Origin of the sequence: Marisediminitalea alba (assembly GCF_002993365.1) — a bacterium.
Taxonomy (GTDB): domain Bacteria; phylum Pseudomonadota; class Gammaproteobacteria; order Enterobacterales; family Alteromonadaceae; genus Alteromonas; species Alteromonas alba.
Map to the genome: position 1 here is coordinate 1 of NZ_PVNP01000104.1, position 18,232 is coordinate 18,232.

The following is an 18,232-nucleotide window of genomic DNA, read 5'->3' on the forward strand; positions in this document are numbered from 1 at the left end:
ATGCCCTCCAGGGTATTTCGGTGCTCATATTTGTTATAGACTCTGCCACTCTCCTTTAGCAGTACTTTTAGGATTTCCCACGCATCATCTGTTAACATCGTTCTTGGCATAGCAACATTACGGTTAATTATTTTTGGCGAAACAATTATACCTCGTTGCTATGCCGGCTGCTTTTCATACAAAGATCAACAACCTCTAGCCAGGTAAGAATAAATAATAGTGCGCTTATGGCTCCCAGGATGTGATACAACATGGAGGTTTCGTTTGGCTTTTTAAAACGCCAATTGTACCACGCCCCTATAGATTCGGATATCAGGCTCTATAATATGGAGCTCTTTGCCGGAAGCTCCCCTCATTTAATCTGCAAAGCTCGCCAGCGCATTTCCAGCACTGTAATGGCAAAGACATATAACCCAATAATCACCAGTGAAACAGCCAGGAAGCGATCTTCCGGGAACAGATACCATACTGCCACTATCAGTACCGTTCGCATTACACCATGCACAATGCCTATCCAGTGCTGAATGATCCAGGAAATGGGTAACCACATAAGCCCTGTTAAGACACCAATAGTCAGTGGTAACGAGGTGTAATCAACCAAAAAAAACGGTATTGCAATGGCGTAAACCAGCACAGCCATTCCAACAGATAACATAAACAAGTTATCAAACGTGTTTTTGGGGCGGCTTTTGTCCAGAAAATTTTCACCGGTAAATTTAGAAACTAAAAGCCCCAAATAGACAATTGAACCGGTTGCTGCGAAAGTTAGCAGGCTAAGCGCTACCGGCTCCAGGAACAGCGAACCAACAGCCACCACACACCAGGCTATAAGGCTGGCTATCGGGGTAGCAATTAAGCGGCGGTTCGCAAAATCCTTGATGAACATTCTCTGTCACAGCATCAGCTTATGCTCGAAGTAACCGAGAGTGCAATGATGACCAATATCGATCAGGTATGCCACACCATGTCACGTATTTCAGAAGCAGGATTGGTGTTTAGCATTGACGATTTCGGTACCGGCTTTTCTTCTTTAGCAATATTGCGTGATTTACCTATTGGGCAAATTAAGATTGACCGCTCATTTGTCAGTCAGATGGCTCAGTCAAACTCCGACTTTGCCATAGTGGAGTCAACCGCCTTTCTTGTCCATAAGCTGAACTGCTCTGTGGTGGCTGAAGGGGTAGAAGATGAACAAACCGCTGCAAAGTTAAAAGCGTTAGGCTGCGATTATGCGCAGGGTTACTTTTATTCCAAACCGGTAAAATTCGAGAGCTTTAAAGAGTACATTAACCAACACACTGAAATGCAGGCTAAACAAGCTTTTCAGGAGATACCGGCACAAAGACCGGTATGACGGAATAAACCCGTCATCCCCGCGTGCTCTTGGCGGGGATCTCTTTGCATGATATTGTTGATTGAGCATTGCTTAGTATGGCAAAAACTACTTTCATGAGAGTACCGTCCTATACAGTGTTTCGTAGCTCCCGCCTTAAAATTTTGCCAACCGCTGATTTTGGCAATTCATCTAAAATCGTAATTTTCTTTGGGACTTTATATGCTGTCAGGTTTTCCCGGCAATATGCTAATAGCGTCTCAGAAGTTACCTCTCCAGAGGTCGTTACATAAGCCAGCACTTCTTCGCCTGTTTTTACTGACGGTCCGCCTACTACCGCGGTTTCCATCACATTTGCGTGAGAACTCAGCACGCCTTCAATTTCATTGGGGTAAACATTAAAACCAGACACCAAAATCATGTCTTTCAATCGATCGACGATTTTATAGTTGCCATTGGCTTGTTGAAGCGCAATATCACCAGTTTTAAAAAACCCATCGTGTGTAAATGCATTCGCAGTGGCCTGACGGTTTTGCCAGTATCCCATCATTACTTGCGGCCCCCGAACCAGCAACTCACCCGCCTCTCCTTGTTTAACCGGCTCGCCTTTGCCATCACGGATAGCAACCTCAGTATCCTTCACCGGAACGCCTATGGCACCAATTTCTTCCTGGCCGGGTATATTGAATAGCGCAACCGGGCTCGTTTCAGTCAGGCCATAACCTTCTGTAATGGACGAGCCCGTGACTTTGGTCCATGAATTGGCCACATCAGCTACAAGTGTTGTGCCGCCGGAAATAGTCATCTTAAGATGACTAAAATCGAGTTCCCTGAATTGTTCATGAGCCATAAGGCCCAAGAACAATGTATTTATACCCGACATCCCTGTAAAAGAATGCTCTTTGAGCTGATTGACAAACCCATCAATGTCTCTGGGATTAGGGATTAACACGTTGCAAGCCCCAATACCTAACAAATACAAGAGGTTAACGGTAAACGCATAGATATGATAAAGCGGCAACGGGCAAACGAAAAGTTCCTGCCCTTCAGTACACACAGGGCTTAGCCTATGCCGGATTTGCTCAATGTTACTCAACAGATTTAAGTGCGTCAGGCAAGCACCTTTCGCGGCTCCTGTTGTTCCTCCGGTATATTGCAACATCGCAATATCATTACCAGTTTGCCCTGTTCGGGTGGCTAGCAGGCCTGATGGAGTGGATTTGAGCACATCGTATAACCGGTAACAATCTTTCTGTGGTTCAGGCTCCTTAATTAAATCAACCGGGTCCACTGCAACGACGTCTGAAAGTAAGGTGTCGTCAAGGATTTGCGACAACGCGCCAAGTAAAGGCGAAAGAATAAACAAAGCCTTTGCACCAGAGTCTTTGAACTGATGTTTCATTTCCCGTGGTGTGTAGAGAGGATTAGTGTTTACTACTACCATACCGGCCCTGAGTATCCCCATAGCAATGATCGGATACTGATTTATGTTTGGTAACTGAATAGCTATTCGATCGCCAGAATTAAATCTGGCCTGCAGCCAAACTGCTACATGCCGACTTAATCTTTCAAGTTCAGTAAACGTTAATCGGTGGCCTGCACATTGAAAGGCGACTTTGTCAGCATATCGGTCCATCGCTGATTCAACGAAGTCGCCGAGTGTTTCTATTTTATTCATATCGATTTACCACTCATTTCTATATTTACTGAAAATTGTAATAGGCGCGCAGTGACCAGGTTGCAGGAGCCGCGACGAACCCATAGATAGTGTCGGCTCCGAAAGTTCCGGAAAGCGGACTATTACCCGAATAGGTAACAAATTTTTCATCGGTGATATTTCTGCCTAACAGCTCTATTCCCCAATCATTAAACTCAATAGCGATATTCACATCCACACGACCGATGGCGTCTTGTTCGAACACAGGGTCGAGATTCTGGTGGGTATTTTGTTTCGAGGAATAGTTATAGTTCAGATTGATATGCAGCACCGAGTCTGCCGTTATATCGGTGTAGTAATCTAAATTGGTATTAGCACTAAACTCAGGGACGTACTGTCCGGTTAAACCATTGTAACTGCACAGCCCGGTCTCTTCGTTGTAACGGGCCGCCATATCCGGGTTGTCAGTATCAAACTGCTGTCGGTAATAGCAATTACCCTCTTCGTAATTGGTAAATTCATGATCCAGGTAAGCACCTGAGTAAGAGAATGTCAGGTCTTCGGTTATCGCAAAGGAACCTTCAATTTCTATCCCTTGCATTTCGGCATCGGCATTACCCACCACAAAGCCAAGGGTGCCATCAAACTGACTGACCTGCAGGCCTTTATAGTCGGTAGCAAAAGCAGTGACATTAAGTTTCGCCCGCCTGTTCCAGAAAGTACTCTTCATACCCAGCTCAAAAGCCGTAGCCTGCTCATCTTCAAATTCAAATGAGCTGACTGTATTGGCACGCGCATCAAACCCTCCGGCCTTTGAACCTTTTGACCAGCTCGCATACAGCATCACATCGTCATTCAGGTAATGCTGAATATTGATACTGGGATCAAATGCGGTTTCCGATCTTTCGCCAGTTAAGTAGTGGCCACTGGTTTGTTCGCTTTCGATAGCAAATAAGCCGTTGAGCACCAGCGGTGAAACTGGGTTAGTGGTAGGCAGACCGGTGCTGGTGTCGTTCGCATTAATCGTGCGAAAGCCTTCTTTTTCTTCTCTGGACAAACGAGCTCCTAGCGTTACCTGCGTCGCATCGGTGACTTTATAGGTCAGCTGTGCAAACGCTGACAAGGCATCGGTATCCTGGGTGAAGTCACGTCTGGCACTAATGCCCGATAAGGCTTCACCTTGCACAGCACTGCCAGTAAGCGCGAATACCGCGGTAGGAAGCACGCCAAGATCGGTTTGCCCAATCTCGGCGGTGGGCAGCACAATGGCGTCAGAAAACACCAGTTCGCTGGTTTGGTAAAATACACCAGCTTGCCAGAAGAACCGGTTGGCAGAATCCGAGGCAACTCTGAACTCCTGACTAAACTGCTTATAATCTTCATCCATTGGCACAGTAAAAATATTGGCCCCGAGGTAGTCGCAATCACAGATATCCTGAAAATCGTACTGCAATGATGAGGTTCTGGATTCGAACTCCAGCTCCCCCAACATCCCTTTTACTTCAAAGGTCAGGTTCTGCGAACTATTGAAACTGCTGTCGCCATTACTGACCCGCGAATAGTCGTGGTTGGTCTCAGGCAGCGCATTGGGTAAACCAAACCCCGCGGCCAGGGTTGCCCCAAATGGATTGCCAGGATTGCCTTCATCCTGCAGGATTTCAATCTGGCGGCCTACGGTTTCAAAATCGTTTTTCTCGTACTTGAAGTGCAGGCTCCAGTCGTTGTTAACGTTGTAGAGTAGCTTTGCCCTTATCGTCTGGTCCTTGCGGTTTGGCTCAGAACGGTTGAGGGTAACGTTGTCAATGTAGCCATCTTCCTCGTAATGTCTCACCGACAAACGGCCATACAGGTTATCACCCCAAAGCGCCCCGTTAATTACCCCTTGATATTCCCTGATCCCAAACTCCCCTACCTGAGCAAACAATCGGGCGCTGGTGTATTCCTCTACCGAAGCAGTGGTAAAATTGAGCGCTCCACCAATGGCATTTTTACCAAACAAAATACTTTGAGGGCCGCGCAACACCTCCGCTCTTTCCATATCAAAAAATGGCGCCCGGCTGAGTTGTTGGCGAGCATAAGAAACGCCGTCCACAAACTGAACAACGGACTGCTCAAACCCCTGATTGTTACCAGAACCAATACCACGGATGAATAACTGAGTACTGAGCCCCGATTCTGCGAGATTAAGGTTTGGCACATACAATTGCAGATCTTCGATTTTATCAATGGATGCACGCTCCAATTGAGCAGCGCCGAAGGCCTGCACAGAAATGGGCACGTCCTGAATATTTTGCACCCTGCGTTGTGAAGTGACTTCGATTAACTCAACCTGAGGCGTGTCACTAGCCTCCACATTTCGGGCGGCCTCATTCGACGGGTTTTCCTGAGACAAAGCACTCACTGATACTCCATACAGAGCTATCGATATTACTGTTGCTAAACGGCATAATTTCATAGCGAACTCTCCACAACACAGTTGTTTTTTAATGTTTATGTGTATTCCAAATGCGTATAGGGAGCCCACCATCAACACACGCCAGGCCCCCCATTCACACAACGGTAACATTTGAATAACATTCACACTGTGTTATAAGTGGCCATTCTTAATGTGGAAAACGGACAACATCGATCAATTCAGCGTAGCCTCAGGTGGTAAAAAGATGATAAATAAGTCGTCAGATTGCGGTAAAGAAGTCCGCGTAAGTGCGCAAAAATTGCATTTTATTCAAAAGTCTCTGACTGAAATTGGCATTGAATCAGACCCCTTTTTAGAATCTCTTCTGGCAAAACTTAATCCAGCAGACGAACATAAACAAACAGTGGTGTTTCAGGATCTGTTAACGCTGTACACCAGGTTATCCAAAATCGACACCCCTGCTATCGGGCTCAGGATAGGCAGTCGCATATCCTGTGGTGATTATGGTTTGTATGGCTGCACCCTTTTATGTAAAAGGACTCTGGCGGACGCTCTGCTGTTCTCTATCAAATATCATACATTGGTTACCCGCACCACCCGCCTTTATCTTGAGCCCCCAAGAGACGGAAAGCGCATTTACGGGTGCTCAGATATTCTGTTTGCACCCGAGATAAAAAGCTTTAACCTGGAAATGCAAATTGCGATTAATTTGACACTAATTCGCGAAGTGCTCGGAACCCCGGATTTCTCTCCCGTAAGAGTAAGTTTTGAATTTAACAGACCGTCTTACTCTGAAAAACTTGAAGATTTTATTGGAAGTGAAGTGCTTTACGGGCAAGAGAATACATTTATTGAGTTATGCGAAGAAGATCTCACCAAATCCCCTTTAAAATCCAACCCTCTGGCAGTGCCGCTTTTATTACAAATGTGCGAGCAACATATACCCGACTTTGCTCACGAAGATGAAATCGTTGAGCGGGTGTATAACTGGGTATCGAAAAACATCCACAATGAGCTAAAAATAGATCGTATCGCGCAGGAATTGTTTGTTTCTGAGCGCACCTTAAGACGAAAACTCTCGGAGCAAGGCACTTCTTTCTCAACAATTTGCGCCACCGTAAAACAAAGTTTCGCCAAGCAATATATCCGTGAAACCCAACTCTCTTTTGATGATATTGCCGAATCTTTAGGGTTCAAGGATACCTCCAATTTCCGGCATGCTTTTAAGGACTGGACCGGCATGACGCCGACTGAATTCAGAAATAAAGGGTAACAACTCGGCGAGCAATTCAGATACAACAACTACGTCATCCCCGCGTGCTCTTGGCGGGGACCTCTTAGCATGATATTTCGGGAGTAATACAATTTAAGGAGGCCCCGGATAACACCTTCGGTGTTTCCGGGGTAAGAAATAGCCCAACCGGAGGTTGGGCTATTTCTTAGTATATGCTGCGATGATTACTATGGTTTGGCCGTTAACCTTGCCTTCGATATGCAATGGGTTGTTAGTCAGGCGAATATTTCGAACCGGGGTGCCACGCTTGGCTGTAAAGTTGGCGCCTTTAACGGTGAGATCTTTAATCAGGTGCACTGAGTCCCCTGCTTTGAGCACATCGCCATTGCTGTCCAGCGTCGGTTCCCTGTCATCAATTCCCGCTTTGGCCCATTCCAGCGTGTCATCGTCAAGGTACAGCATATCAAGTAAATCCTGAGCCCAGGTTTCACTTTCCAGCTGTTTTAACATTCGCCATGAAACCACCTGCACTGCCGGCACCTGAGACCACATAGCATCATTCAAACAGCGCCAGTGATTCACATCCACCTCACTCTCGTCGTTTAACTGCGGTAAACAGGTCGAACAAACTGCTATTGCGCAATTATCTGAGTCATTGGGTGATTCTGGCACCATATAAAGGCTCAGCCCTTCACTATTGCCACATAACTCACATGCGTCATTTGCACGTTTAAATACTGCTTGTTCGTTTGCCATTGTCTATGCCCGAAAGTAAAAAAACGCGAGTATAGCACAGGCTAAGGATTTTATATTAAGCAATGCACTTATTTACCCCGAACTATCTCCATGCTCAACCCAAATCAGTTTGGATGTATCAAACCCCAGCGCCTTTGCATTGCTGAGTAAACTGTCCAGGACTTCTTGAGGTAATTTAGGCGTTCGCGCCAGTATCCACAGGTAAGTCTTATCCGGCCCGGTCACCAGCGAATAGCGATAATTTTCCTTGTCGAGTTCAGCCACCACATAACTGGCATAAAACGGACCGAAAAAAGACACTTTTAAATGCCCCGTCTGCTCATCCTCAACAAAATAGGCCTTACCCTCAGCCTCATTCCACTCACCCTCCTCGGCGTTGTAGCCACGGTTAAGTACCCGAATACCGCCGTCATCGCGCATTGAGTAGTTGGCCGTAATTTGCGAAAGGCCACGCTCGAAACTATGGTCAAAACGGGCAATTTCGTACCAGGTTCCCAGATAGCGATCGGCCTCAAAGCCTTGCACCGGTTTAACGCCTTCTGGCACGGACGTACACCCGCACACTAACCACACAGTAGAAAGGACCATTAAAAAACGAAACATAATATTTCCTTATAACCAAAACAGATGTCAGCCCTCAATACGACCGTCAACTAGGTTTGTATCACTTAAAGGTTTAAGATAGGCTGTGGCCAGGATAAAAAATACAAATTCACTATGCTAAAAACACAATTTCCACATGCCTCCAGACTTATCTTCGGTTGTATGGGACTGGGCGGGAACTGGTCTCACCAACCCTACACCAAAGCCGATTTGAATCTGGCGACCCAGGCTGTTGAGCAAGCGTTATCGTCTGGTATTACGGTGTTCGATCACGCCGATATTTATACCCATGGCAACGCCGAAAAAGTCTTTGCCGACGTGCTGAGCAATCAGCCAGACTGGCGCGAAAATATGATCATTCAGTCTAAATGCGGGATCCGTTTTGAAGACAATCAGGGGCCCAAGCGCTACGACTTTTCACCCCAGTGGATTTCAGCCTCGGTCGAAGGCATTCTGAGCAGACTCAATATAGACCATCTGGATGTGTTATTGCTGCACCGCCCTGACCCACTGGCCGATTTACCCGCTGTGGCGGAGTGCCTCACACGATTACACCAGGAAGGTAAATTTGGCTACCTGGGCGTGTCTAATATGCACTGGTATCAGATTGATGCCCTTAATAAACTGTTGCCGTTTCCGGTGATTGCCAATCAGCTGGAAATGAGTCTCGGTTACCGTGACTGGGTGGAAGAAGGGATCTGCACCAATAGCCCGCATAATAGCCAGAACGGTTATACACCGGGTACGCTGGAATATTGTCAGCAACAGGGCGTGCAGTTACAAGCCTGGGCACCATTGGCACAGGGCAAGTATTCTGGCAATGGCGATGCAGACTGCCCCACCAGCAAACTGGTAAGTGAATTAGCCACCAGTTATGGCGTGAGCAGAGAAGCGATTGTGTTGGGCTGGCTAATGCGCCACCCAGCCGGTATCCAACCGGTCATTGGTACCACCAATGCGCAGCGTATAGCTGCCTGCGCAGAAGCAGAAACACTAACCCTATCCCGTGAACACTGGTATCAGCTGTTCGAATCTGCCCGCGGTCAGGAAGTGCCATAATATGTTTGACGCTATTCACCACGTAGCCATTATCTGTAACGATTACCCAATATCCAAGGCGTTTTATCAACAGGTGCTGGGTTTTCAGGTAGTGGCTGAGAATTACCGGGCTGAGCGCGATTCTTATAAATGTGACCTGGCGTTAGCCGATGGCACACAGATTGAGCTGTTCTCTTTTCCCGGCGCGCCAGCCAGACCCAGTCGGCCGGAAGCCCAGGGGCTACGACACCTGGCGTTTAAAGTCTCGGATATCGATACCGCTATACAACATCTGGCCGACCATCAGGTTGAATGTGAACCGGTCAGGGTAGATCCTTACACCCAGCGCCGCTTCACTTTCTTTAGCGATCCTGATGGCTTACCACTGGAACTCTACGAAATTTAACTGTCCAGTAACGCCAATGCACCAAACAGCCCGGAGCGTGTATCCAGGCCTGGTAAACAAATGATGTCTTCCAGGCTTATCCCTTCGGGCATAACAATATAATCATTCAGTTTACCACGGGCAGCTGCAATCACTTTTTCAACCAGGCCATGTTTTTGCATCACGCCGCCGCCCAGGATGATTTTTTCAGCACTTAACGTCACCATCAGGTTATGGCACATGTCTCCCAATACTTCACTGAGACCATCCCAGCCCGGATGATCATCGGCAAACGTGTCAGAAGGCTGCGACCATATTTTGCCCAGCGCGGTACCCGAAGCTAACCCTTCAACACAGTTTTGATGAAAGGGGCACACACCCTGAATGCCAGCAGGAGGCTGCACCAGCATATGACCAATTTCCGGATGCACCAGTCCGTGCAAGGGTTTGCCGTTGATTACCACGCCGCCGCCCACACCGGTGCCTACTGTAACATATACCTCCACGTTGGTATCCTGAGCAGCGCCCCAGCGATATTCGCCCAGCGCCGCACCGTTAACATCGGTATCAATGGTCACTTCACACGCCAGTTGAGCAGCAAGGTGACCAGCTAAATTGGTATGACTCCAGTCTGGCTTGGGTGTTTTTGTTATGTAACCATAGGTGGCCGACGCAGGATTCAGATCCAGGGGGCCAAAACTGGCAATCCCCATCTGAGTAAAAGCATGGCCCGCGTCACGCTGCTGCTGAAAAAACGCCACCGTTTTAGCTAAGGTCTCTTCGGGGGTTGTGGTTGGAATGCGAATTTCCGCCATGATATCGCGCCCGGGAGTCACTACTGCACAGTTAAATTTGGTACCGCCGGCTTCAATCACCGCGTAATAAGGATCAGTTAACGCCATCTGCTATTGCCTCAAAGTTCTGCAAGCGTTGTTCAATAAACCCACAGTATTGCTGCGGATTATCATGACATCGTTTCGGTTGAATTTATATCCGTTGAGTTTGCTGCGTGTTAAGTATCAGGCCAAAGATTGTGCCTGCACAACCAGAAGCCGACAATTAACAAAAATAACACAAACACAAAAACTTAATCTTTTAACTTAAATTAAGAAATTAGTAATCAAATAAAGCCCTTACCAGTAAGCCATGACTTTCGATAGATATTTACTTGTAAATTTCTTGCTAAATTAACTTAATCGTTTAAGATTAAAGCTAGCAAAGCTTAGTTTTGCTGTAAACAAATTTGTGAAACTTTTGTAAAACCACCTGAAGCAAATCAGTTGGCTGGAGAATACTGATGAATTACGCGGCGTCGAGTGAACAATGCCTGAGCAGAATACTGGCAGGATTAGACTTATCGTTTTTGTCACAGCGCGATCTCAAGCTTTTCACCAATCGTCTTAACAGCCACTTTCACGAATTGTTCACACGTTATGTGGATGTCTACGGACATCAGTTCGACTGTTATTATCATTTGTCACAGTTGGTGCTGTCGCTGGCCATGGGGCTTAAAAACCGTAAAGCCGATCTCAAACGCCTGGATAAGGCCAGAAGCCACGATGACAAGCTGTGGCACCAGCAAGAGAACCAGGTAGGTATGGCTTGCTATGTGGATCTGATGGGCCCTACCCTCACCGAATTGCAGGCTAAGATCCCTTATTTTAAGTCACTCGGGCTTACTTATCTGCACCTTATGCCGCTTTATGCCTCGCCGGAAGGTGACAGCGACGGCGGTTATGCCGTGTCTGACTATCGTAAAGTCAACCCGGTACTGGGCAATATGAAAGAGCTCGAGGCGCTGTCTAAAGCGTTACGGGATGCCGGTATTAATCTGGTCCTGGATTTTGTATTTAACCACACCTCCGACGAACACCGCTGGGCAAAAGCCGCCCTGACAGGCGACGAAAATTACCAGAACTATTACTACCTGTTTGATGACCGCACTATCCCCGACCAGTATGAGCAGAGTCTGCGTGAGATATTTCCGCAAGTTCGCCGTGGCAGCTTTACCTGGAACGAGACAATGCAAAAGTGGGTCTGGACGACCTTCAACAGTTTTCAGTGGGATCTTAACTACAGCAACCCGGCAGTATTTAACGCCATTACCGAAGAAATGTTGTTTCTGGCAAACATTGGTTGCGCGGCATTACGCCTGGATGCGCTGGCTTTCATCTGGAAGCAGATGGGCACCAACTGCGAAAACCAGCCAAATGCACACAAACTGATCCAGGCGTTTAACTGCTGTCTGCAAATCACAGCACCGGCGGTGGTGTTTAAGTCAGAAGCCATTGTTCACCCCGACGAAGTGCTTAAATATATTCGTCAGGATGAATGCCAGCTTTCCTATAACCCACTGTTGATGGCCCTTATCTGGAACAGCCTGGCTACGCGCAAGACGCGCCTGCTCACCAGTTCAATGCAAAAGAGCTTTGCTATTGAACAGGATTGCAGCTGGGTAAACTATGTACGCTGCCATGATGATATCGGCTGGACTTTTGATGACACCGTGGCCCACCAACTGGGCATTAACCCCTACGATCATCGCTATTTCCTGAATCAGTTCTTTACCGGTCGCTTCGAGGGCTCTTATGCCGACGGCGTGCCGTTTGCAGAAAATCCGTCAAACGGTGATTGCCGGGTGTGTGGTTCACTGGCATCGTTATGCGGCTTGGAAGGGGCGTTACAGGCCAATGATCAACAGGCAATCGACACCGCTATGCGTCGCATCATGCTGGTTCACGGGGTAATTATGAGCATCGGCGGTATACCTTTGCTTTATTCCGGTGATGAAATGGGTTTGCTTAATGACTACAGTTATCGTGACGATCCGGCCAAAGCTCACGATGATCGCTGGGTAAACAGAATTGCCGTCACATCAGCACACATCGACGACATTGAAACTGCGCCGGCAGCCACTGACTCACTCGAGCGAAAAACCCAAAAAGCGATTTTTGCCGGCATTAAACAGCTGATTAATTTGCGCAAAGAACATGCTGTGTTTGGTCAGGCCCGCACCCATATTTTACAAACTGCCAACCAGCATTGCTTTGTATACTGCCGGGTAGCGGATGATGGGCAAAAACTGTTGGTTCTATGTAACTTTAGTGAGCACCCACAAACTCTTCAGAGCAACGTTCTGGAAGTATTTGATGGTGAGCCCGCAACAGACTTATTGACCAACCACCGCATCGAAAAGGCTTCAGACATACACTTAGCGCCTTACCAACAATACTGGTTACTCAGCTAACCAGAACATAAAAAGGGAGGCCTGATAAAAGAATAAAGTAAATTTCATGCCTCCTTTTCTGTTACATTCCGACGCGAATTGATCGAACCAGCCGTTTACACAGTAAAAATTACCAATTAAGTTCCCGATCCGCCGGTGACATTTCACAGAGCTGCTATACTTTGCATTGTGAAGGTGCGTTTCACATAAATGTGCTCATTACTGAGATAATGGGGCGTCGGGTATCACTTATATACCCAGGTACAGTAAGAAGCAGGGCAACCAACTTTTGGTTGTTAAAAAAGGAATCGCTGTTTCGGTAAAACAAGGAGCAAACGGAAAATGCTTAGTCAGGCTTATTTGGAATATCGCTGTCCTCGCTGTGGTTATATTAATGCCATAGCCAGAGAAACCGTTTTAGACATGTATAAGGAACAGTCCGATGCATGTCAGCACTGTCAGCAAAAACTCGAAATAATTGCTGCCAACGGGATTAATGATCAAATTAACCTTATCGTTTCGGAACAGGAAGACGGCGCGAAGTAGTTTTCAAAAAACCAAAAAGGGGATGCTGTAACAGCACCCCCTTTTTGGTTTAAATTCTTTATTAAGTGGCTAACCGCCAAAAAACTCCCGGCGCAACTGCGCGTCAGCCAGAAATTGCCCGCCCAGTGCCGATGTTTTAGTGTAGGAAAGGCTATCGCGTATGCCTCTGGCCTTTACACAATAATGCGTAGCGTTAATGACTACCGCCACGTCTTCGGTACCGGTTAGAGCCTGCAAGGCCACCAGCACCTGTTGAGTCAGACGCTCCTGCACCTGAGGGCGCTGGGCAAAGAAACCTACCAGACGATTAATTTTGGACAAACCAATCACGGTGTCTTTTGGAATGTAGGCTACCGTGGCAGTCCCGTCTATAGTGACAAAGTGGTGTTCACAGGTACTGGTAAGGCTGATATCACTTACCTGAACCGGCTGACCCACCTGCATCTTGTTTTCGATCTGGGTGATCTTAGGAAACTTACGATAATCCAGGCCGGAGAATATTTCATCGACATACATCTTAGCGATGCGCTCTGGTGTCTCGGACAGACTGTCATCAGCCAAATCCAAGCCGAGCGTTTCCATCACGTCGCGCATGGCGTGCTCTATCCGCTGGCGCTTCGCCTCGTCGCTCAGACCATTTTCTAACATAGGTGTTTCCAGGCCTTTTTCTACCAGTGCTTCATGCACCAGCAACGCCTCTTTGGAAATGCCCAGTTTTACCGCATCGCGCACAACTACCGCTTCTTTTGCTAACATTCACTCATTCCGTAACAACGACTAACCCTGCTTATACTAACAAGACTGCAGATTAGGATTAAAATAACCTGTTAATTTGTTATTAAAACGATCTGCAATCCGTGTAAAGTCGTAATTAGTACCAAAATTATCGGAGGTATTTTTTGTCTTTACCTATACTCATCACCGGTGGAAGTCAGCGTCTCGGACTAGCGATCGCGCAGGATCTGCTGGCCAACAACCAACCGGTTATCATCACATACCGACGACACAAGCCGTCTGTTGACGAACTGAAAAATGCCGGTGCAATTGTGTTGGAGGCGGATTTTAGCACTCAGGCGGGTATTTCGCGAGCAATAGAAGAAATAAAACGCACTGCGCCAAAGTTACGCGGCATAATCCACAACGCGTCTGACTGGGTGCCGGAAAATCCTGAAACCGCGCCCGGCGATTTGATGCATGACATGATGATGGTACATGCCAACGCACCTTATCAACTAAACCTCGCCCTGAAAGACGCTTTGCAGTCTGAAAACGGTACGTTGGCAGACATCATCCACATGACAGACTATGTTCAGGACACCGGCAGCGAAAACCATATTGCTTATGCAGCGAGCAAAGCTGCGCTGCATAATCTTACTCTGTCGTTTGCCCGGGTTTATGCGCCGTACGTAAAGGTCAATAGCATTGCGCCGTCACTGGTGATGTTTAACGACGACGACACTCAGGAATATCGCGAGAAGGCCCTTAACAAAAACCTGTTGGGTCTTGTTCCCGGCGCGCAGGAAGCGGTCAAAGCGGTAAACTATCTGCTCACCGCTGAATATGTCACCGGTCAGACCTTACATTTAAATGGCGGCAGAAACTTAAAGTAGCCAACATCCTGCGCCTAAGTTGTTGGCCCATAAGGGCCGACAGCGTATAATTGCCCCGTCAATCACTTAATCAGGAAACACTGTGACCACCTCACTTATTCCAGAATGGAAAGCCAGCGAAGCGGTGATTCTTGCCTGGCCTCATCAGGAGACTGACTGGGCGCCGTGGCTTGAAGATGCTCGTCAGACTTATCTGTCTATTATTCGTATTATCAACGCCAATCAGGCCGGCGTACTCTTGTTGTGCCGTGAAGAAGATATGGACGATATCGAAAGCCGACTGGCAGTCGATGCCCGGGTGATGCTTATTAAAGCTGATTACAATGATACCTGGGCGCGGGACTTTGCTTTTTTAAGCTGCGGCAATCCTGCCGCCCCCTACCCGGTAGAGTTTACCTTTAATGGTTGGGGTAATAAGTTTGACGCCAGCAAGGACAATCTGGTTAATCAGCACTATCTGGCACCTTTGTGCCGCGAAAAGCTGCGTACGTCGGCGATTGTAGCTGAAGGTGGCGCGTTAGAAATAGACGATAACGGTCACCTGTTATCCACCGCCTCCTGCCTTTATAACCCAGCCCGTAACGGTAACATGGGCGGCGACGCTTACCGTGAGGAATTTACCGCTTATCTGGGTTGTACACAGCTGTCGATATTCGCCCACGGGCACCTGGAAGGCGACGATACTGATGGTCACATCGACACCCTGGTGCGTTTCACGCCCACCAGCGGCCTGGTGATCCAGGCGGCCGACAATCGCCCCGAAGACAGCCATTATCAGGGCTTATCTGCGCTGGTACAGGAATGCGCGGAAGCCTTGCCTGATCATACCCGCTATTTATTGCCGTTACCTGCCATGTTTAACGACGAAGGCGACAGGTTACCGGCATCTTATGCTAATTATCTAATTTGTAATCATACCGTTTTATTACCGGTTTACGGTCAGCCTGAAGACAGCGAGGCAGTCGCGGTGATGCAGCAGGCTTTCCCGCATCACGAAATTGTGCCGGTTAATTGTGCCACTCTGGTTCAACAGTTTGGCAGCCTCCACTGCATTTCCATGCAGGTCCCCTGTAACACTTTAAAAACCGATGTCATTCACCAATTAAACTCAGGAGTGACCCGTTATGTCTGAGCGCACCTTAAAGGTTGGACTGGTACAACAGTCTGTCGCTAACAACGATAAAGCCACCAACTGGAATAAAAGCGCGGCCCGAATTACCGAGCTGGCTGAACAAGGCGCCGAGCTGATTTTACTGCAAGAGTTGCACAGCACCTTGTACTTCTGTCAGAACGAAGATACCGATGCCTTCGACCTGGCCGAGCCTATTCCTGGCCCGGCAACCGACTTTTTTGGCAACATCGCCGAGCAGCACAATATCGTGCTGGTAACCTCATTATTTGAAAAACGCGGTTCAGGGCTTTATCACAACACCGCCGTGGTGTTCGACCGCAGCCGTGAGATCGCCGGGAAATATCGCAAGATGCACATCCCGGATGACCCGGGCTTTTACGAAAAGTTTTATTTTACGCCAGGCGATATGGGGTTTGAGCCCATTCAAACCAGTGTGGGTAAGCTGGGCGTATTGGTGTGCTGGGATCAATGGTATCCGGAAGCCGCCCGCCTGATGGCCATGGCCGGCGCTGAAATTCTGTTTTACCCCACCGCAATTGGATGGGATATGACCGACACCGATGATGAGCGCAAGCGTCAGCATGATGCCTGGCACACCATTCAGCGGGCCCATGCAGTAGCCAATTCGGTACCGGTAATCGTGGCTAACCGCACTGGCTTTGAAACATCGCCTACCGAGGGCGATCCGGGTATTCATTTCTGGGGGCAGAGCTTTGTTGCCGGTCCACAGGGTGAGATCCTTGCCCAGGCCAGCAGCGATAAGGAAGAAACCTTACTGGTTGATCTGGATATGACCCGCACCGAACAGGTCAAGCGGATCTGGCCTTACTTCCGTGACCGCCGCATCGACGCCTACGACGATCTGGTTAAGCGCTGGCGCGATTAGCCTAGTTTCCCCCAGGCAGCGCAATAACACGCTGTTCACACAATACATAGCACTGGCGCTGCGATTTAGGTGCCAGTGCCGTTAACACCTCATCTTCTATGTTTAACCCACCGGTATATTGACCGAGTGCTGGCATCAGCATCAGTTTGTCAGTAACCACCAGGCTTTTTCCGCGAAAACGCCGCTTGCCTGAAGCAAACCGGGCTTTGGGATGGAAGTGACCGACAATCTGCAAGCCGTCGTTATCCTGTGGAATATGCCGGCAATGGATCACGCTGCCCTGCTGAGTGTGTAGTGGATAACTCTCAGCACGCAAACCGTCAAGCGCTTCAGGTACCTGAGGATCATGGTTCCCTTCCAGCCAGATCCATTCCTTCACACTCAGCACTAACGTCTTAAGTTGCGCTACATCTTCGGCTAAAAAGCGGTCAAATGCATGGACATCATGGAAACTATCGCCCAGGCAGAGCACCCGGTTTGGTTGATAGCAAGCCAGCAGAGCCGCAATGCTTCTCAACGTTGCACGGGAATCATAGCGCGGCACCGGCGAGGCATATTGGGAAAGGTAACTGCCTTTTTCGAAATGCAGGTCGGCCAGTAACAAACAATCCTGTTCTGGCCAGTACAGCGCCGCGCGGCTATCGAGTAGCCATAGGCTGCCACCGAATCGGATGGGGAATACCTGTTTCGTATCGATTAACTGTTGTAACCGGGTGGTCGAAAGCATGTTCAGCCGTCACCCGAAAGTAGGACCAGCGGGGGCATTTGAACGAAAACCTACGGTTTTGAATCCTGTGGCACCCTCGTAACCGTAGGTTTTCGTTTGATAGCCGTTAATCCCTGTATTTGAGGTTCGGCTGCATTCGGCCGGTAAAAGCGTTGAATTTAGCCACAAAACCTATAACACATTGATAATATGTAGGAATATCAATATTCTTTTTCCACCTGACGTTGGTCGAATCGATGCTTCTCCTTGGCCTGCAGGGTCTTGTGGAAGAACCGACAAATTTGCCAAGTTTGCTCGTTTAGGGGCTGGCAACGATTTCTGCATTTGCAGCCAGACGATCAAAACACATCCATTAAATCGTTATAGCGAACTTTGAAGCTGTTTAAACTGCCCTTGGATCACTGCTTTTTCCTGAAGAATCACCTTATTCTCATCGGTCAGAAATGCCACTTTATCCTGGGCGGTTTTCAGTTCGGCTTTGGTGGTCTCCAGTGCGTGGGATAACACGGCCACTTGCTTATCGACATCTGCTTTCTGAGTGGTGAGCGCGGCCATGTTTTCCGACAATTGCTCATTTTTATGCTGGTATTCCCGGCACCTTGTCACGGCTTCTTCATACTCGTGTTCCAGGTTCTGGATATCTTCCATCTTTGCGTTCAAGTCGCTATTTAGCGCCGCATTGG

17 protein-coding genes and 2 pseudogenes are annotated in these 18,232 nt (G+C 48.1%); 9 read left to right on the top strand and 10 right to left on the bottom strand.

Going from position 1 to position 18,232, the window contains the following annotated elements:
• Both C6Y40_RS25175 and C6Y40_RS10680 read right to left on the bottom strand, forming a co-directional pair.
• Positions 1-110: pseudogene (locus tag C6Y40_RS25175) on the bottom strand (IS5 family transposase); the annotation flags it as partial.
• A gap of 242 nt (positions 111-352) precedes the next feature.
• Positions 353-886 carry a DUF7010 family protein gene (locus C6Y40_RS10680; protein WP_105934576.1) on the bottom strand — a complete coding sequence of 178 codons (534 nt, stop codon included), beginning with the start codon at positions 884-886 and terminating at the stop codon, positions 353-355.
• Between the two features lie 21 nt (positions 887-907).
• Between C6Y40_RS10680 and C6Y40_RS10685 the strand changes: the two genes are divergently transcribed.
• Entirely contained in the window at positions 908-1,354 is a 447-nt protein-coding gene (locus C6Y40_RS10685; protein WP_105934577.1) for an EAL domain-containing protein, read from the top strand.
• Between the two features lie 109 nt (positions 1,355-1,463).
• Here the strand turns inward: C6Y40_RS10685 and C6Y40_RS10690 are convergent, their stop codons facing one another.
• Entirely contained in the window at positions 1,464-3,011 is a 1,548-nt protein-coding gene (locus C6Y40_RS10690; RefSeq protein ID WP_105934578.1) for an AMP-binding protein, read from the bottom strand.
• A gap of 25 nt (positions 3,012-3,036) precedes the next feature.
• Entirely contained in the window at positions 3,037-5,391 is a 2,355-nt protein-coding gene (locus tag C6Y40_RS10695) for a TonB-dependent receptor (protein ID WP_170308459.1), read from the bottom strand.
• 205 nt (positions 5,392-5,596) lie between these two features.
• On the opposite strand from C6Y40_RS10695, the gene C6Y40_RS10700 reads away from it, so the two are divergent.
• Positions 5,597-6,679, top strand: a complete 1,083-nt coding sequence (locus C6Y40_RS10700; RefSeq protein WP_105934580.1) for an AraC family transcriptional regulator — start codon at positions 5,597-5,599, stop codon at positions 6,677-6,679.
• Positions 6,680-6,838: 159 nt separating this feature from the next.
• Here C6Y40_RS10700 and C6Y40_RS10705 read toward each other — a convergent pair whose 3' ends face one another.
• Both C6Y40_RS10705 and C6Y40_RS10710 read right to left on the bottom strand, forming a co-directional pair.
• Entirely contained in the window at positions 6,839-7,396 is a 558-nt protein-coding gene (locus C6Y40_RS10705; RefSeq protein ID WP_105934581.1) for a PhnA domain-containing protein, read from the bottom strand.
• Positions 7,397-7,468: 72 nt separating this feature from the next.
• Positions 7,469-7,999 carry a lipocalin family protein gene (locus C6Y40_RS10710; protein ID WP_105934582.1) on the bottom strand — a complete coding sequence of 177 codons (531 nt, stop codon included), beginning with the start codon at positions 7,997-7,999 and terminating at the stop codon, positions 7,469-7,471.
• A 114-nt stretch (positions 8,000-8,113) separates the two neighbouring features.
• Here C6Y40_RS10710 and C6Y40_RS10715 point away from each other — a divergent pair, with 114 nt between their 5' ends.
• Together C6Y40_RS10715 and gloA2 are read left to right on the top strand one after the other, a co-directional pair.
• On the top strand, positions 8,114-9,058 hold the full coding sequence (locus C6Y40_RS10715; RefSeq protein WP_105934583.1) for an aldo/keto reductase: 945 nt from the start codon (positions 8,114-8,116) through the stop codon (positions 9,056-9,058).
• 1 nt (position 9,059) lies between these two features.
• Complete coding sequence (gene gloA2, locus C6Y40_RS10720) at positions 9,060-9,443, top strand: SMU1112c/YaeR family gloxylase I-like metalloprotein (RefSeq protein ID WP_105934584.1); 384 nt, start codon at positions 9,060-9,062, stop codon at positions 9,441-9,443.
• Here gloA2 and C6Y40_RS10725 read toward each other — a convergent pair.
• Entirely contained in the window at positions 9,440-10,324 is an 885-nt protein-coding gene (locus tag C6Y40_RS10725) for an ROK family protein (protein WP_105934585.1), read from the bottom strand. The two genes, gloA2 and C6Y40_RS10725, sit on opposite strands and share 4 nt — an antisense overlap.
• A 395-nt stretch (positions 10,325-10,719) precedes the next feature.
• On the opposite strand from C6Y40_RS10725, the gene C6Y40_RS10730 reads away from it, so the two are divergent.
• Both C6Y40_RS10730 and C6Y40_RS10735 read left to right on the top strand, forming a co-directional pair.
• Complete coding sequence (locus C6Y40_RS10730; protein WP_105934586.1) at positions 10,720-12,669, top strand: amylosucrase; 1,950 nt, start codon at positions 10,720-10,722, stop codon at positions 12,667-12,669.
• Positions 12,670-12,990: 321 nt separating this feature from the next.
• Entirely contained in the window at positions 12,991-13,194 is a 204-nt protein-coding gene (locus tag C6Y40_RS10735) for a hypothetical protein (RefSeq protein WP_105934587.1), read from the top strand.
• 69 nt (positions 13,195-13,263) lie between these two features.
• On the opposite strand, the gene folE is transcribed toward C6Y40_RS10735, so the two are convergent.
• Positions 13,264-13,950 carry a GTP cyclohydrolase I FolE gene (gene folE, locus C6Y40_RS10740; RefSeq protein WP_105934588.1) on the bottom strand — a complete coding sequence of 229 codons (687 nt, stop codon included), beginning with the start codon at positions 13,948-13,950 and terminating at the stop codon, positions 13,264-13,266.
• Positions 13,951-14,093: 143 nt separating this feature from the next.
• Here folE and folM point away from each other — a divergent pair, with 143 nt between their 5' ends.
• The 3 genes from folM (at position 14,094) to C6Y40_RS10755 (ending at position 16,822) form a co-directional block, all read left to right on the top strand.
• Positions 14,094-14,804, top strand: coding sequence for a dihydromonapterin reductase (gene folM, locus C6Y40_RS10745; RefSeq protein WP_105934589.1), 711 nt, complete (start codon positions 14,094-14,096; stop codon positions 14,802-14,804).
• A gap of 82 nt (positions 14,805-14,886) precedes the next feature.
• On the top strand, positions 14,887-15,936 hold the full coding sequence (locus C6Y40_RS10750) for an agmatine deiminase family protein (RefSeq protein WP_105934590.1): 1,050 nt from the start codon (positions 14,887-14,889) through the stop codon (positions 15,934-15,936).
• Positions 15,929-16,822: a carbon-nitrogen hydrolase gene (locus tag C6Y40_RS10755; RefSeq protein ID WP_105934591.1), complete on the top strand. Its 894-nt coding sequence runs from the start codon at positions 15,929-15,931 to the stop codon at positions 16,820-16,822. Before C6Y40_RS10750 ends, C6Y40_RS10755 begins: the two co-directional genes overlap by 8 nt.
• 1 nt (position 16,823) lies before the next feature.
• Here the strand turns inward: C6Y40_RS10755 and pdeM are convergent, their stop codons facing one another.
• Entirely contained in the window at positions 16,824-17,549 is a 726-nt protein-coding gene (gene pdeM / locus C6Y40_RS10760) for a ligase-associated DNA damage response endonuclease PdeM (RefSeq protein WP_105934592.1), read from the bottom strand.
• A gap of 360 nt (positions 17,550-17,909) precedes the next feature.
• Positions 17,910-18,232 (bottom strand): annotated as a pseudogene (locus C6Y40_RS24970) (chromosome partitioning protein ParA); the annotation flags it as partial.